We start from the raw sequence: 14,612 nt of genomic DNA on the forward strand, positions 1-14,612 counted from the left end.
GGCGCCAATCATTGGTTACACCCGCGCCGGCTTCATGTTTCCCATGGCCGCGAGCGTCACCTCAAGCTCCTGCACGCCGGACGACAGCAGACCGACTGCACCGCTCAGTTTGTTGTGGAACTCAGTGTTGGCCTTCTCGAGGGTTCGCTTCACCTCGGTGGCGAACGTCGTGTGCGCCTCGCCGAGCACACTGCTCACGCCGGCCAAGTATTCGTCAGCCTGCTTCTGCGCCGCACCCAGCCGGGTTGCGGAGCTCTCGATGCGAGCGAGGACGTCGCCGGTGAGGGATGCTTCCTTGCGAGCAAGCTCCACCGTTGCACGCAGCTCAGAGACCAACTGACCAACGGCGTCCCGCTGCGCTTTGTAGTCGTGGAGAAGCTCTTGGAGCGCAGCGGAGCCCGTCGTCAGGGCACCGGAAGTCTCGGAAAGCTTTGCCGTCACGTTGGCTGCCTGCCCCATCACGCTGCTCACGCGCTCGCCGGCAGCCGCGAAGTTGCGGGACGCCGTACCAAGTTGCTCTGCGCCCGCGTTCATCTTGTCGACGGAAGAACTGGTGGTATGGGTAAGCACTGCGACGTTCTGGGCCATCAGCGCGGAAGCGGCGCTCATCTCTTTGATGGCCGCCTCGACGGACTCAGACATGCTGCTGACAGCGCTCTTCGCCCGGTCGGTCATTGACTGCTCGCGTGAGCGATTGCCCTCGAAGACTTGCGCTTGCGATTCGCTGAGCGTGGCCAGCATGCCGGCGACCTGAGTGCCAATGGTCTCCAACGTCGTCTGCAGCTTGGTGTTGGTCTCGGATTGCGACGATGCGACCAACTGGCGGATTTGTTCGACGAACGCGGTCGACTGCGCATTCATCGCCTCCTGCCGGGCTTCCATCTTTTCGATGGCTTGCGCCATCCGCTCAGCCATCGCGTCAGTAGAGCGGCGGCTCGACTCTTCGATGTTGGAGACGAGTGTTTGCAGGGTACCCACGGCCTCCTGAATGCTCTTCGCCGTCTGCTGGTTGAGGTCGCTGAGTCCGGAAATCTGGCCGCCGAACAGGTCGTTCAAGCGCTGGCTGAAACTGGCCATGACGTCTTGCAGCATCCGGGCAGCCGTGGCGCTCTGGTCGCCGCTGGCCGACTTCACGGTGTTGGCGATGTCCTGCAGCGGACCCTGCAAGCTCTGCTGAATGCTTTCGGCGATAGTGACGCCCAGCGCTTGGTTATCCTGCCGGGTCGCTTCGACCTGCTCCTTGGAGGTCTGAGCGAGGCGCTCGGCAAGGTGAAGCTGCGACTCTTTCGCGGAGGTGATTTGTGCCGTGGTGAGCTCACGAAGGAGTTCGCCCAACTCCTTGACCAGCGCGTCTTTTAGGATTTTCGATTGGCTTGCCGAGTCCTCCGAAGCCCGCACCAGGCGCGACAGGTACTCCTCGCCTGCGCCCGCATCGAAACGGGCGTCGATTGCATGCGCAATCTCTTCCGTGCGGCGGTACAGGGACGCCAGCAGCAGCTTCTCGACAAAGGTGACGACCATGGCCGCCGCGATGGCCGTTGCCGAGATCAGAAAAGCTTCCCCCACCGTGTGCATCAGCGACTCAAGGCTGGCCCGAACCGTGGCCGCGTTCTCGCTCACCTGGAAGGCGCGCAGGCCCTCGATAAGTCCGCTGAATGTGCCGATGATGCCGATACCAGTGAACAGGCCTGGCAGGTGCTTGAAGAATTCCGTGCGCAGCCGGCTGTCGACAACGAACTGGCCGTTGAAGTAAAGCTCGGACGGCACCGTCGCGCGAATGGCGACGGTCGTCAGCTGACCGTCGCGCTCTTCACGCTGGGCGTGGAGGGAGTCCTGGTACTCCTTCCAGAGGTGCGAGAGGCGCTTGTCCTTGGCGAAGACCTTCTTGAATTCAGAAGCGAAATTCTTCGATTCGAATTTCTTGATGCGCCGCTGTATCGACGACAGGCGAAACCAATGCAGCACGCCTGGCGCGAGGAAGACGACGAAAAAGATGAGAACCAGCACGGCGAGCACGCCGCCGGTGGCCAGGACTGGGGTCGGAGTCGCCGCCAAGATTGATTGGAAGTTCACTTGGAGAGGCCTCCCGCCTGTGTCTTGATCTCGGTTTTTCCCATAGGCGCTGCCTCGAGCCCGTGCTCTTCGCAGTACGCGAAGAGCAGCGTTTCGAGCATGTTGGTCTGCGACCGTCGCTCACGGGCGGCTGCCGCTTCGAGCAGACGCTTGAAGCGGGGCGACACACGGAAGCTCACGGAGACGTTCTTTCCTTGGGGCATGGCAGCACTTTTCTCTTGTATAGAGCTCCACCATACATGTGTGCAAACGTTTCAGGAAGGTAACTCTTCACGAATAGCTCGTAGGCCTCTAAGGAGAACCCGTGCCTGCCGCACTCCAAGCTTGACGCGGCACATAGACCGCAACGTCAGGTGTTGGCCGCACTCCGCCTTCGAAGGTCATCCGCAACGCAAGGCGAACTGCCGGTCTCTCGCACGCCTGCGCTGGTCCTTGAGTCGGTCCTGCTCAAAGGCAGACTGAGGTTGGCGAGCAGCCGCATCGATCGAGGCAATCAACGCGTTGAGCTGAGCGCACTCCGTGGAGGAGCTGTCGACGTTCATTGCCACCCGGCGCTCGTGCTCGAGGACGGATTGGGCGATGGCGCTGTTCCGGCGCATTGACGCCTGCCTGGCATCCTGAGACATCCCTTCGGCTAGGTTGACATCCGGTGTCACCAACACTTCGCTGGCCCGTGTGCCATTTGGGCAAGCTCCGTCCGAATAGGTTGGCGCGCCCGAAGGCGATATGCATTTCGCGAAGCGCTGTACGCGTGACGTTGGTCTAGGCTGCGGCTCGCCCTCTTCGTACCGTGGCGCAAGCGAAGCATTCGACGCTGGGGGCGCGGCCGGCGCGTCGTTCCGCTCCATGGGTTTCCGCAAGGGATCTGAATCGCGCCAACCGTTGAACACCAAGAATGCAGCAAGCGCGGCCGCACTCGCGGCGAGCAGGAACAACACTCGGTTTGACGACCGCGGCGGCCGCAGCGCGTTGTCCCAAGCCGTCAGCGGCGTGCGGGATTGATTCAACCAAGGGTCGCGGGAGTCTTCGTTGCGCATACCGTTCAAATGTCCGCCATCGGTGAGCCGTCCGGATATCTTGCGCTGCATGAGGGTCCCACGCATTCGTGAACTAATTCACGGCTCTAGGATGCCAGGTTGAACGTCGCAACTCAAACAGGGCGAGCGTCCGCAGCCAATTGTTGCGTGCCGCGTGGCTGCTGCGCACCAGGGCGCCTAAATCCCCCGACTAGATTGAGTGATAGGCTGGCGCGTTGGCCGCCGGCTGTGCCTCAGCATGCTGGTACGCGCGGATGACACTGCGCAGACGCTCGCATTCACGCTCGAGCGAGGCGACCCAGGCGCGGGCATGCTGCGCCTCGTTGACGGCCTGCGTGTGCAAGGTGGCGAGCCCCCAGCTGCTCTCGAACCACAAGGCCAAATAGACCGCGCGCGGTGCATTGCCGCTGGCCGCGTAGCGCTGAAGGGTTCGCAGGCTCAGCCCCAGGTGTCGGGCGATTTGTTGGAGTGGCTCAACTTGGTCGGCAAGTAGAAACGACAGCGGCGGCACGCGCGCCGGCGAGGGTGAGAGGAATGGCATGGGGGACCTCCTGCGGGCCGGCGATCGCGCCGGCCCCAGCGGGAGTGTCAGGGGGTGCGCGCCCTGCCCTTGCGGCTTTCCGGTGGCCCAGGGGCGATTAAACATAACAAGGCCTGCGCCGCCGACATGTTCAGCCAAGTTCAAATGTCGCACCCTTCCTCGCTTCGGCCCTCTGTTTTGTGGCGCGACGATGGCAACTTCCGCGGTGACGATCACGACGACCCTGCGCGAAGGCGATCGAGGCGAGGCAGTCCAGGCCATGGTCGGCCAGGACGCGTCAGCCAAGCTGGGTACCGGGGGCTCGGCCTATGAGAGCCTGCGTCACTCCAACGCAACACGATCGATGGCGGGGGTGGCCTCCCAAGAACTGCGTCCCGGCGATGGTCACGTCCGCTGCGAGGCGGCCTTGGGTCCCTTCGCGGCCACAGTCCGACAGGCTAGAGTTGCCCAGCCGACGTTGAACGTCGTCATCAATCGTAGGTGCCGTACTCGACCAGTAGGTCGCTCATGGCATCGGCGACTCCGTAGCCAATGTTCTGACTAATGTTATGCACGGCAGCCAGACGTTCCATGAGCAAGCGCTGCTGCGTATCCGGTAGCCTCGAAATAGCCTGCAATGCGTGCTCGAACATTCGCACCAATGCAACGAGAAAGCCCTCATCCTCCAAGCCGACTTCGACGCTGAAACCTGACGCGCGCTCGCAGTAGAAGACCATCAGTTCTGCCAAGCCCTCCGGTTGGCCAATGGCCTTCTTGTAGCTCGCGATGGACCTTTTTGCCTCGGCGACGGACGCGCCCTGGTTCCGAAACATGTCGGGCCAAAGCCAACGGCTGATGGTAGCCTTGTACGGCTCCAGGGATCTTCCCCCAGCGCCAAACGGGCGTGAAGAAACACTTGGTTGTCCTCGTTGGCCCTGTACAAGTCATGCACAAGGCCGATCAGGCCGTCATGGTCGAAGTGAGTCAGTCTAGCCTTGACGTTGCTCCAGGATGCGGACTTCTGGGGCTTGCTTGCTTTCATCTCAGGTATTCTGCCGAAATTGAGCCTTAGGTCGCCCCGCGGCAGGCAGACCATGTTGGCTGGGTTGAGGCCGGGTGCCCAAAGTACCATCGCATTTCCAACTGCCGTCGTGCTGCGGCAGGAGCCAATCAGCGGTGGTCCCTTGCAGACGGATCATCGTCGTGCTGAACGTTGGAGGCTATGCGATGAAATACGATATGGCCAAAGTCGAAGAAGTGCTTCTGGCGCTGCTTGGCGTCTTCGAGTTCGAAAACGGACGCGTTTGGAAGCGCTATGACTTCGCAACCATGGATGGCCTGCACGAAAAGGGGCTCATCACGGAGCCCCACGGCGCGCATGAGTCCGTCTATCTGACTCAGGAAGGGCTGCGCCGAGCCAAGGAGCTCGCGGCCAAACACTTCGGGACCAATACGTCGGCGCCTGAGCTTCAATAGCTGCGGCAGAATCCGGCCAGAAGCGGTCCTTCGCGGCTGCGGCAGAATTCGCCGAAGCTCTGGCCTTCAAAAGGGCCATACACCTTGGAATTTGATGATGGCATTTGAGTTTCTGTGTTCTTGCTGTGGCGCGGTCCATCGTGGGATGCCAGCTTTCGGTGCCGACGCCCCGCTGAGCTACTACGCCGTACCGCGGGAGGAACGTGCGACCCGCTGCGCACTTTCCGCCGATTCCTGCATCATCGACGGCCAGTCTTATTTTGTCCGCGGCTGCATTGAGATTCCGGTCCAAGGAGAGGACGAGCCATTCTCCTGGGGCGTCTGGGTATCGCTCAGTGAGGCGAGCTTCAGGCAGTGGCTTGAGTTGTATTCCGAGGAAAGGCGCTCACATGCCGGTCCGTTCTTCGGGTGGCTCAACGCCTACTTGAAGCCGTACCCCAAAACGATGGACCTCAAGACTCGGGTGCATCTTCGTGACGGAGGCATCCGTCCCTTAATCGAACTCCAGCCGACCGACCATCCGCTCGCCGTCGAACAAAGGGAGGGCATTTCCGCAGCTCGCGTCGAGGAACTGTATATGCTGATGATGCACAGCGACGGCCATTGACCTTCCGCCCGCGTTCGGCCAGGACCGGTCATTCGAGAATGGAGGCCAGATGTTCACATGGATAGGCAAACAAGGCGTGCGGAGCAGCGATGGCTTTGAGGTCCAGAGCGTCGACCGCTTTTCCATCGCTTCCCGCGAGGGCTCGCAGGTGGTCACCGTCTATGTCGAGCGTGAAGGCGACGGTAGGCTGGCCATCGAAAGAGGTGGGTTCAGCCGGTGGGACAACTTGCAAATGACAAACTCACCCGAGAAACGAGCGCAGATGCGCCGAAATTTCGTTGCCGCCATGGATCTTCAAGGCATCACGGTAGAGCCGTGAACAACGGCCAGAAGCGGTCGTCCGACCCTGTCCCAGAAAAGCGCGTGCGCACTGACCCTCGCGCCTTCGACCAGCGACCAGCCGTCGCCGCGCAAGTTCCCAGTGACGCAGATTGGCTGCCTCCAAGGCTCTGTTCGCAAGAACTTCACGCTCACTTCATCTCAAACGCCTGGTTCGGACCCAACATCGGCTGCGCGCAGAAGGAAATGCGCGCCCCAACTTGGAGGGTCTGCTCGTGAAGCTCGCTGCTCTCACCCCGCTTGCAATATCAAAACTAGTTTTAGGCACCACTTTGGCAACGGTGCTGGCCTTGGCGTCGCTTCAGCCGGTGTATGCCTCTTCGACAACTAGCTGGTGGGGCGAGTCCGGCGGGATATCCTTCAACGGGCAGCAGTTCGAGATTTCGCATTGGCTGGCCGTCGTGCGGAATGGAGGGAGCGACGTCTGTGCGGTGCAGTTCGACGCTTTTGCTGGTGATGAAACAGCACATCTTTATCGAGGAATGACGTCGAACCGGATGTTCAAGTTGAATCATGTCAGCCGTATCCGCGGAGGTATGTTCGGTTCACCTCAAATGGATTTGTACCCCGGTGCATCCTTGCTATTTCAAAGAATCCATGTGTACGGCGACAATGTACCGCGACTGTTGGCTCTGGAACCTCTTGATGGTCCGCCACCACGGCGCCACTTGGCTGAAGTCACTGCGGCGTGCGCAGGCCAATGAAAACGGTTCGTTCGAGGGAATACATGCACCGCAAACTTGCGTTCACCGCTCTTCTTGTTTGGCCCCTGCTATCTCACGCAGACTGGTTCTACACCTTGGTGGGCTTCACTTGCGACAGAGAGGCCAATCGGCTAGTTATCCAGTACCGGGGTGCGTACAACGAAGATGGAAAGGCAATGGTCCAGAAGAAATCTCGAACCGAGTGGGAACCGAGCGAACTCATTGCATCCATGAAGGATGATGACCATATCGGCTCGCTTCGCACGGTACAGCGCACATGCAGGCTCAAGGGGAGGACCTACACCGTGCGCATCGGTCCTACACCGGGAAATTGGAACATTCAAGGCAGCTGTGGCGCCGCCATGTCGGCATGGGTCGAGGTTTGGCAGAACGGGAAAGCGGTGCTTCCGCACTATGAGTTGGCAGGCGACTGCCACGACCGCGAGGCACCAGTGACCACTGAAATAGCGTTTGTCGACGGAGGCACCAAGCCGGTCTTCAAGAAGGTCCTCCCCGACGAATTCCATAAATGACACTGCCGCGCCGACGAACAGAAACGCTTGAGGCAGGAGGCGGCCAGGACCAGTCGTTCGGCTGTGCGGCAGAATCTGCGGGAGGGCTGACGTTCGGCGACCCTCGACCAGAATGCGGCCACCGGGGAAATTGGGAACCTCACACATGACAACTGAAGACTATGTCGAGGGCTTAGAAGGCTGGTTTCAGCCCTGGAACGAGCACGATGTTGCATCGAGACCGCTCCTGAAAATCGGGGGGACATACACCATCCACACGGGACGCCTTACCGAGGCACAAGTTGCGGAACTGGGCACATTGCTTCTCGGACTCCCCGGAGCGCGACCAGATTCGATGGGCTTTTTTAGCAACCCTTCCGGCGAACCGTGTCTTGAAGCGTCCTTCGAGCCATCGGGCATCACGGTTGTCGGAGCGTTGTTGCCGGAGCAGTGGAGCGCGTGGGACACGGCGTTCAGAGCAGCGGTGGAGAATGCCAAACTGCCGCGGTTCCCGGCTTAATGAGTTCCGCGCGGCATCCCGCTAGTACCGCCGGCGAACGGCCGCTTCTATGAGGACTGGTTTGTCAAGGCATGACGGTCATGGCGGGATCTGTTCGTAGCAGCCTGTCGAAGTGCCGGGGGGATGCGACATCCATCGTGATCCGAGGTCAGGGACTATTGGAGGTCCGAGTCGGTGCTCGAACAAGCTTCTATCCGTGCGGGACATTGGAGTCCGACACCACATGCAGCATGCGCGCCAGATGCGCTGGCAATCCCCGGTTACCGACGCGCCCCTTCTTTGAGGACGGTCGCCATGTGGCGACCCGCGGACGTTACGGGCGCGTCGACCTGTGATCATGATGTTGGCGGTGTGTACTGTGTGACTCTGGTTGCTCAAGCGTGAGCTACGGCGGGTTTCAGGTGCGCGCCCGCCGGGATCTCGCCGTCCTGCAGGTAGCGCCACAGTGTGATGACCAGTCGGCGCGCCAGGGCCACGATCCCCACACGGCGCATGCGCTTGCCGGTGCCGGCGAAGCGCCGATTGAACCACTGGGTGAGCGCGCTGCCGGGCTGTAGGCGTACCCAGCTCCAAGCCAGCTCTACCAGCAGGCCTCGCACTCGCCTGTTGCCTGCCTTGCTGATGCCCTGCTCGATCTCGCTGTCGCCGCTGGCATACGGTGTGGGCACCAAGCCTAGGCTGCCTGCGAGTTCGCGCCGGTTGGCGAAGTGCCGCCAGCCGAACACTTCTTTCACCAGCACCCAGGCGCCCTTAGGTCCGATCGCACGCAGTCGCGCGAGGTGCGCGACCAGCGGCTGCTTGCCCTCGGCCAGGTCCTTGCAGCGCGCAGCTTCGACCGCTCTGACTTGCTCCTTGACCAGCTTCAGGCGTGCCCCCTCCCGCTCGATTTCCGCGCGCAGCATCGGCGGCACCTGATCGCGATGACGGTCCCACCACGCCGCCCAGTCGCGTCCGCCGATGACGATCCTCGGCCGCAGATTGTGGAGCACCAACAGCGAGCCGATGCGGTTCGTATGCGCGATGGGCTCGTGAGTAAGCCGTTGCAATTCACGGTGCACACGGCGTGCGTCTTCGTCCTCGCTGTTCGGTTCGCGCAGCACCGACCAGACGTGCTCGCCCGCGTGGTGGCGAATGAGCATCGCTAACAGCTTGTCCGCATCGAGCCGATCGGTCTTGGCTCGCCGTGCGCGCCGATTGACCTCGATGCTTGCCGCATCGACCACGATGTTATCGACGCCCAACTCGCTCAGCCAGCGATGCAGCCACCAACCGTCACGTCCAGCTTCGTAGCAGCTGTGCACTCGCGCCTGGGCGCCGGTACGCAGCCGCGCCCCGGCCTTGACGATGCAATCGGCCACGGCAGCTGTATCGCCGGCGCCGACGGTATAGCGGCTCACGCGGCGCCGGCTATCGCCGATGCTCATCTGCCAATGCTTGTCGCCGAGCTCGAAGCTCATGTACAGATCGCCGCCGTCGGCGGTATCCTTGCCTCGTAGGACTGTTTGGGTCGTCGTCATTTCCATACTCCTTCGCAACAGAGAATCGGAAATACGGTTTTAGCTCTCCAAGCCGATTTGGCCAGTCCTACATAGCATCTTTCCGGAAAACTGTAGTTCCGCTTAGGGCCCAAAGCTTCGAGGCTGCGACCGGCTACAGTCGGCCAATACCGGAAGTTCGTCACGGCCGTCCAGTTCGCGAACACCCTCCAAGGTCGGCCGCGACGCCGGCCGGCTACAGTCGGCCAGAATCCTCCCAATCCATATCTTCTGGAAAACTACTGGACGTGACCCAGGTGCGTATCGCCTGTGCATTTCGGATGCGCGTCGCACTCACATTCAATGTATTCAGGATTGCAAAGATTGTTCATGAAGGAGGCAGAGGATGAGCATTGATAGCACAACTCGTGAGCTGATCGCCGACTGTCTAAGCCGTATCCGTAGCGGGGAGGACTGTGCTGCCTTCGATCTTGCTTCCGTCTTCATGGGTCATGTGCACGAGAAAGACATAGATGTCAACCTCGCGATCGTTGAGGCCCTCGCCACTTTGGCAAGCATGCGCGGATGCGGCGACGCGGATAACTTCCTGACGACGCAGTGGGCTGACATGCAGCCCATTCTTCGACGGCGCTTGTTGCGCGCTGGCTTCAGCGTACCGTAGGACCACGTGCTCTTGCGAAACAGATCGATATCAGCCTCAATGGCAGCAGATTCGAGCGCCTGCTTCGGAGCAAGGCGTACGGCCGCTTGGGCCCGTTGCTGCCGCTCGCCATCGACAGTCGCATGGCCGGTATGCTGGCGAAAGCAGCCACATCGGTTGGTCCGATCCCCACAAACAAGATTTGGCATTGCGCCCTGACTGCATCGACGCCGCCTGCCCTAGAACTACTCCCTGGGGATACCGGTAACGGTCACAGGCGACGGATCGCGCGCCGCCCGCTTGAAGGTCGACGGCGAGACGCCGGTGTGCTCCTTGAAGAAGCGCGAAAAATTGCCTGGCGCTGAAAAACCGAGATCCATCGCGACCTCGGTCAGCGCGCCGCCTTCGGCAACGCGGCGCATGGCTTCCTCGACCCGCACGCCACTCCAGAACACCTGAGGCGTCGTGTTGAGTTGGTCGCGAAAAAGAGCGAAGAAGTGCGCGCGCGACAGTCCGACTTTCGCCGCGATCTCATCGATGGTCGCGATCTCGGCTACGTGCTCGCGCATGTGGGCAATGGCGCTGCGCAGCCGATGGTCAAGCATCACGCCCACGCCAGCCGAAGGCGATTCGGCGCCGCCGGTGGTCGAAGCCGCAATAGCCGCTTCCAGCAGCCGCTCCACTTCATCGTCGACTGCCGCGCGCGACTTGTCGGCGGAGATGATCAGGTCAAGCACCCGCCAGCACGAGCGGCGCATTGCGGAGCTGATGGGAACGCGCGGCGAAGGAAATCGGAAGTTGCGTCCTGTTGCGCTGCCCAGCGCGTCCAGCCACTGCTTGGAAATCATGAAGACGAGGAAGAGGCAGGACCCGTTGCCCTCCATCACCATATCGTGCGCCTCGAAGGCGTTGACGCCGAGGGCAACATTCTCGCCGTAGGCAACGACCTCAGCGCCCACGTTGGCGACTGCGCGACTCCCGCCGAGCCACATCGCCAGTTGCGATTCGGAATGGGCGTGCGACACCAGATTGGCGCGCGATTCGAGAACTATCGCCGTGCCGAAAGCTCCCTCGTGCAGCGCGTACGCCTCCGCCATCTTTCAGCTCCTTCTAACTTGGGTTGACGGTGCAATTGTTCGCCTTGGCGAGCCCTGATTTGACGGCCACCCGGGTAAGTACCTAGCACTGCACCGGACTCCCTGATACGACGCTGGATTCATCGATAAGCGCCAAAAGTGCTGCGTTTTTAAAGTTGCTCCATCCCGCGGTGCCTGTACGGAACCGCAAAACTGCAGAGAGAAATCACAGGAGCAAACTGATATGCGCATCGCTACTTACTTCGCCGACGGCACCCGCCGCGTGGGGCTGGTTTCCGACGACGGCCTGACCATTCAACCGCTCGACCTGACGCCGCAGCAAGCGGCTGTGGGAGCCCTGAGCATCATCGAATCCATGGCCGAAGGCGGAGCGGCGCCGATCGCTACCGGGGCCGCCGTCAAGGTGGCGGATGTCGCCCTGGACGCACCCCTGCCCAAGCCCAGGCGCAACCTCTGGTGCGTCGGCCGCAACTACCACGCCCACGCCAAGGAACTCTCGGCCTCCGTGTTCAAGGACAGCGGCGCTAAGACCGATGAGTGGCCCATCGTCTTCACCAAGGTGCCCGAATGCGTGGTCGGCCCACACGACGACGTGCTCGTTCCCAGCGAGATCTCGACGCAGATCGACTACGAAGCCGAACTCGCCGTGGTCATCGGCAAGGGCGGCAAGAACATCACGCGCGCTGCGGCGATGGATCATGTGTTCGGCTACACGGTCGTCAACGACGTGACGGCGCGCGACGTGCAGATTCGGCACGGCCAGTGGGATATGGGCAAGTCCTTCGACACCTTCTGCCCGATGGGCCCGTGGATCGTGACGGCCGACGAGTTCGACGGCACCAAGACGCGCGTGCGCTGCTGGGTCAACGGCGAGTTGCGGCAGGACGGCCCGACCGAGAACATGATCTTCGACATCCCGACCCTGATCGAGACCATCTCGCGTGGCATCACGCTGTATCCGGGCGATGTCATCGCCACGGGAACCCCGGCCGGCGTGGGCATGGGCATGTCGCCGCCGCGCTATTTGAAGGCGGGCGACGTGGTGCGCGTCGAGATCGACCGCCTGGGCGCAATCGAGAACAAGTTCGTTTGAAGGCAGCGCGATGACGACACAACTCATCAACGGGCTGGCCGCCGAGATCGACGGCAACGGCGAGGCGCTGCTGTGCATTCACGGCCTCGGCGGTTCGTCGAACACCTGGACGCCATTGCTGGCTGCCTTGTCAGACTTCAGGGTGATCCGCCCGGACCTGCCTGGAAGCGCACGTTCGCCGCTGCTCGCGGAGCGGTTGTCGATCGAAGGCTATGCCGCATCGCTCGAAGCCTTGCTCGCTGAACTGGGCGTCGAGTCGGTACACGTGATGGCGCACTCGCTCGGCACCGTCGTTGCGCAACATCTGGCCGTGCGTAACCCCGGCAAGATCAAGTCGCTCGCGCTGTTCGGCCCGCTGGTTGCGCCGCCCGAAGCGGCTCGGCCGAACATCGTGGCGCGTGCCGCAGCGGCGCGTAGCGGTGCGGCGGCCATGCAGGAGATTGCCGACGCCATCGTCAAGGGCGCTACGAGCCCGGAGACGAAGGCCGAGCAACCCGCCGTGCTGGCACTCGTTCGCGAAAGCGTGATGCGCCAACCGCCCGAAGGCTATGCGCAAAGCTGCGAGGCACTGGCCGCGGCACAGTCGGCGGAGATCGAGCGCATCGGCGTGCCGACCTTGCTCGTCACCGGCGACCAAGACGGCGTGGCGCCGCCCGCCAACGTGGCCGCCATGGCGGCGCGCATCACCGGATCGCGGCAGGTGGTCTTCGATGGCTGTGGCCACTGGACGACCTTCGAGAAGCCGCAACGCTGCATGCAGGAACTTGAGCAGTTCTACGCATCACTGTGCTGATTTCCCTTTTCTCAACATCTTTCATCAACCCATTTCCGGCACCAAGGGCCGGAGGAGACAAGCCATGACCCGCATCGCATTCACAAACGTCCGCATCTTCGACGGCACGGGCGAAGACACCTACACCGGCGACGTGCTCGTCGAAGGCAAGCGCATCGTCGAGGTGGCCCGCGCGCCCAATCGCGTGAGCACCGACGACGCCCGCGTCATCGACGGACGGTGCCGTTTCCTCATGCCCGGCATGACCGAGGCCCACACGCATTTCTCGTGGAACGATCAGCCGAGCCTGGCCGCCATCCAGTTCATGCCGCCGGAGGAGCACATTCTTTGGTGCGTACGAGTGGCCAAGCGCTACCTTGATATGGGCTGGACGTCCGCGATTGGCGCGGCTGCTGCCAAGCCGCGCCTCGACGTGGTGCTGCGCAACGCGATCGATGCCGGCGAATTCCCCGGACCGCGCTACCTTGCCGGCAGTCAGGAGATCACCACCATTGGCGCGCTGGGTGACAACACGCTGCCTCACATGGACTTCGAGGAACTGAGCTTCGGAAGCGTTTGCAGCGGGCCGGAGGAGATTCGTCGCTCTGCGCGTAAGTTCATCAAGTACGGCGTCGATCACCTGAAGATCAACCTGTCCGGCGAGTACATCGCCGGCCTACCGGCCGAGATGTCGCCGTTCTCGGAGGATGAAGTGGCCATGCTTTCGCAGGAAGCCAAGCGCTACGGCAAGCGCATGGCCGCTCACGCGCGGTCGAGCGAATCAGTGAAGCAATGCGTCCGCCACGGCATCGAGATGGTCTACCACGCGAGCTTCGCAGACGAAGAAGCGCTCGACATGCTCGAGGCGGCCAAGGACAAGCACTTTGTCGCTCCAGGCATCGGCTGGCTCATCCGAACCACCTTCAACGCCGCCGAGTACGGCATCACCGAGGCTGTTGCGACCCAGATGGGCTACAAGCGCGAACTGGAGATTGCTTCGGCATCGCTGCGCAAGATGCACCAGCGCGGCATCCGCATCCTGCCGGGCGGGGACTACGGCTTTGCGTGGATGCCGCACGGCACCAACGCCAATGACCTGCAGTACTTCGTGGACTACATCGGCATGACGCCCAAGGAAGCACTGCTGGCGGCGACGAAGCTGGGCGGCCAGATCATGCTTCGCCCTGACGAACTGGGCCAGTTGAAGGCGGGCTACCTCGCGGACATCGTGCTGGTGGATGGCGATCCGCTGAAGGACCTTTCGCTCCTGACCGATCCGGCGAAGATTCAGCTCGTGATGAAGGATGGCGTGATCTACAAGGATTGCGCGACCCCCGTGCCTGCGGAGGCTGCGCTGCATCTGGAGGGGGCCGACTTTCCGCTTCGTGAGGAAGGTGTCAAAGAGGCGCTTGCTGAAATGCATTGAGCGAGAGACGAGCGAACGGGGCGGCGGCAACGCCCCCAGTTCTCCTTCTTCGACTGCAATGCGAACGCAAGCCGACGCTCAGAATGGCGCGACGTACGACGGCTCATGGCCGATGGCGGCACTACCCGCCGAGGGTCGCAGATCAGCCGACGAACGACGTACCGCGTCGAAACGGGCGTGGTTTGGATCACGGTGCTTCGATCATGAATTGGGCGCTTCTCGATCTCCCCGAACGACACCCAAACTCCCCCGGCTATCGACACGTAAATTCCCCCGCCCCGGCCGTCTGGCCGTGACGGT

The 14,612-nt window shown here is 61.9% G+C and carries 17 protein-coding genes; 10 read left to right on the plus strand and 7 right to left on the minus strand.

The features are described from left to right. Positions 1-15: 15 nt before the first annotated feature. The 5 genes from zorA to AC3A6Y_RS33885 all read right to left on the minus strand — a co-directional run bounded on the left by zorA (position 16) and on the right by AC3A6Y_RS33885 (position 4,463). Positions 16-2,073, minus strand: a complete 2,058-nt coding sequence (gene zorA / locus AC3A6Y_RS33865; RefSeq protein ID WP_487872598.1) for an anti-phage ZorAB system protein ZorA — start codon at positions 2,071-2,073, stop codon at positions 16-18. Continuing rightward, complete coding sequence (locus tag AC3A6Y_RS33870; RefSeq protein ID WP_487872599.1) at positions 2,070-2,252, minus strand: hypothetical protein; 183 nt, start codon at positions 2,250-2,252, stop codon at positions 2,070-2,072. The genes zorA and AC3A6Y_RS33870 overlap by 4 nt, the downstream gene beginning before the upstream one ends. A gap of 201 nt (positions 2,253-2,453) precedes the next feature. Further along, on the minus strand, positions 2,454-3,161 hold the full coding sequence (locus AC3A6Y_RS33875; RefSeq protein ID WP_487872600.1) for a hypothetical protein: 708 nt from the start codon (positions 3,159-3,161) through the stop codon (positions 2,454-2,456). 139 nt (positions 3,162-3,300) lie between these two features. Then, complete coding sequence (locus AC3A6Y_RS33880) at positions 3,301-3,651, minus strand: hypothetical protein (protein ID WP_487872601.1); 351 nt, start codon at positions 3,649-3,651, stop codon at positions 3,301-3,303. Between the two features lie 470 nt (positions 3,652-4,121). Then, positions 4,122-4,463 (minus strand): hypothetical protein, encoded by a 342-nt coding sequence (locus tag AC3A6Y_RS33885; protein ID WP_487872602.1) that lies wholly within the window; start codon positions 4,461-4,463, stop codon positions 4,122-4,124. Positions 4,464-4,857: 394 nt separating this feature from the next. Between AC3A6Y_RS33885 and AC3A6Y_RS33890 the strand changes: the two genes are divergently transcribed. From AC3A6Y_RS33890 to AC3A6Y_RS33915, 6 genes are all read left to right on the plus strand, one after another. Then, positions 4,858-5,106 carry a DUF6429 family protein gene (locus tag AC3A6Y_RS33890; RefSeq protein WP_487872603.1) on the plus strand — a complete coding sequence of 83 codons (249 nt, stop codon included), beginning with the start codon at positions 4,858-4,860 and terminating at the stop codon, positions 5,104-5,106. 97 nt (positions 5,107-5,203) lie between these two features. Further along, entirely contained in the window at positions 5,204-5,713 is a 510-nt protein-coding gene (locus tag AC3A6Y_RS33895; RefSeq protein ID WP_487872604.1) for a DUF2199 domain-containing protein, read from the plus strand. A gap of 49 nt (positions 5,714-5,762) precedes the next feature. Next, positions 5,763-6,032, plus strand: coding sequence for a hypothetical protein (locus AC3A6Y_RS33900; RefSeq protein WP_487872605.1), 270 nt, complete (start codon positions 5,763-5,765; stop codon positions 6,030-6,032). 235 nt (positions 6,033-6,267) lie between these two features. Further along, the gene (locus AC3A6Y_RS33905) at positions 6,268-6,756 is read left to right on the plus strand and encodes a hypothetical protein (protein ID WP_487872606.1); all 489 of its coding nucleotides are present in this window, start codon (positions 6,268-6,270) and stop codon (positions 6,754-6,756) included. A gap of 176 nt (positions 6,757-6,932) precedes the next feature. Beyond that, on the plus strand, positions 6,933-7,289 hold the full coding sequence (locus AC3A6Y_RS33910) for a hypothetical protein (protein WP_487872607.1): 357 nt from the start codon (positions 6,933-6,935) through the stop codon (positions 7,287-7,289). Between the two features lie 145 nt (positions 7,290-7,434). Then, on the plus strand, positions 7,435-7,788 hold the full coding sequence (locus tag AC3A6Y_RS33915; protein WP_487872608.1) for a hypothetical protein: 354 nt from the start codon (positions 7,435-7,437) through the stop codon (positions 7,786-7,788). 374 nt (positions 7,789-8,162) lie between these two features. Here the strand turns inward: AC3A6Y_RS33915 and AC3A6Y_RS33920 are convergent, their stop codons facing one another. Next, entirely contained in the window at positions 8,163-9,305 is a 1,143-nt protein-coding gene (locus AC3A6Y_RS33920; RefSeq protein WP_487872609.1) for an IS110 family RNA-guided transposase, read from the minus strand. Between the two features lie 364 nt (positions 9,306-9,669). Here AC3A6Y_RS33920 and AC3A6Y_RS33925 point away from each other — a divergent pair, with 364 nt between their 5' ends. Further along, positions 9,670-9,945: a hypothetical protein gene (locus AC3A6Y_RS33925; protein WP_487872610.1), complete on the plus strand. Its 276-nt coding sequence runs from the start codon at positions 9,670-9,672 to the stop codon at positions 9,943-9,945. Between the two features lie 224 nt (positions 9,946-10,169). Here AC3A6Y_RS33925 and AC3A6Y_RS33930 read toward each other — a convergent pair whose 3' ends face one another. Then, entirely contained in the window at positions 10,170-11,021 is an 852-nt protein-coding gene (locus tag AC3A6Y_RS33930) for a helix-turn-helix domain-containing protein (protein WP_487872611.1), read from the minus strand. Between the two features lie 223 nt (positions 11,022-11,244). Here AC3A6Y_RS33930 and AC3A6Y_RS33935 point away from each other — a divergent pair, with 223 nt between their 5' ends. The 3 genes from AC3A6Y_RS33935 to AC3A6Y_RS33945 all read left to right on the plus strand — a co-directional run bounded on the left by AC3A6Y_RS33935 (position 11,245) and on the right by AC3A6Y_RS33945 (position 14,312). Then, positions 11,245-12,114, plus strand: a complete 870-nt coding sequence (locus AC3A6Y_RS33935; RefSeq protein ID WP_487872612.1) for a fumarylacetoacetate hydrolase family protein — start codon at positions 11,245-11,247, stop codon at positions 12,112-12,114. Between the two features lie 10 nt (positions 12,115-12,124). Continuing rightward, positions 12,125-12,907 carry an alpha/beta fold hydrolase gene (locus AC3A6Y_RS33940; RefSeq protein WP_487872613.1) on the plus strand — a complete coding sequence of 261 codons (783 nt, stop codon included), beginning with the start codon at positions 12,125-12,127 and terminating at the stop codon, positions 12,905-12,907. 64 nt (positions 12,908-12,971) lie between these two features. Next, positions 12,972-14,312, plus strand: a complete 1,341-nt coding sequence (locus AC3A6Y_RS33945) for a metal-dependent hydrolase family protein (RefSeq protein WP_487872614.1) — start codon at positions 12,972-12,974, stop codon at positions 14,310-14,312. The last annotated feature ends 300 nt before the right edge of the window (positions 14,313-14,612 follow it).

The sequence above is a fragment of the Variovorax sp. Soil_C_17 genome (genome assembly GCF_057657265.1).

What these genes read in the sequence shown, in the direction of transcription:
- AC3A6Y_RS33940 (WP_487872613.1), top strand. Translation starts at nt 12,125, where the DNA reads ATGACGACACAACTCATCAACGGGCTGGCCGCCGAGATCGACGGCAAC.
- AC3A6Y_RS33910 (WP_487872607.1), top strand. Translation starts at nt 6,933, where the DNA reads ATGGTCCAGAAGAAATCTCGAACCGAGTGGGAACCGAGCGAACTCATT.
- AC3A6Y_RS33875 (WP_487872600.1), bottom strand. Translation starts at nt 3,161, where the DNA reads ATGCAGCGCAAGATATCCGGACGGCTCACCGATGGCGGACATTTGAAC.
- AC3A6Y_RS33915 (WP_487872608.1), top strand. Translation starts at nt 7,435, where the DNA reads ATGACAACTGAAGACTATGTCGAGGGCTTAGAAGGCTGGTTTCAGCCC.
- AC3A6Y_RS33930 (WP_487872611.1), bottom strand. Translation starts at nt 11,021, where the DNA reads ATGGCGGAGGCGTACGCGCTGCACGAGGGAGCTTTCGGCACGGCGATA.
- AC3A6Y_RS33945 (WP_487872614.1), top strand. Translation starts at nt 12,972, where the DNA reads ATGACCCGCATCGCATTCACAAACGTCCGCATCTTCGACGGCACGGGC.
- AC3A6Y_RS33935 (WP_487872612.1), top strand. Translation starts at nt 11,245, where the DNA reads ATGCGCATCGCTACTTACTTCGCCGACGGCACCCGCCGCGTGGGGCTG.
- AC3A6Y_RS33925 (WP_487872610.1), top strand. Translation starts at nt 9,670, where the DNA reads ATGAGCATTGATAGCACAACTCGTGAGCTGATCGCCGACTGTCTAAGC.
- AC3A6Y_RS33895 (WP_487872604.1), top strand. Translation starts at nt 5,204, where the DNA reads ATGGCATTTGAGTTTCTGTGTTCTTGCTGTGGCGCGGTCCATCGTGGG.
- AC3A6Y_RS33920 (WP_487872609.1), bottom strand. Translation starts at nt 9,305, where the DNA reads ATGACGACGACCCAAACAGTCCTACGAGGCAAGGATACCGCCGACGGC.
- AC3A6Y_RS33900 (WP_487872605.1), top strand. Translation starts at nt 5,763, where the DNA reads ATGTTCACATGGATAGGCAAACAAGGCGTGCGGAGCAGCGATGGCTTT.
- AC3A6Y_RS33880 (WP_487872601.1), bottom strand. Translation starts at nt 3,651, where the DNA reads ATGCCATTCCTCTCACCCTCGCCGGCGCGCGTGCCGCCGCTGTCGTTT.
- AC3A6Y_RS33890 (WP_487872603.1), top strand. Translation starts at nt 4,858, where the DNA reads ATGAAATACGATATGGCCAAAGTCGAAGAAGTGCTTCTGGCGCTGCTT.
- AC3A6Y_RS33885 (WP_487872602.1), bottom strand. Translation starts at nt 4,463, where the DNA reads ATGTTTCGGAACCAGGGCGCGTCCGTCGCCGAGGCAAAAAGGTCCATC.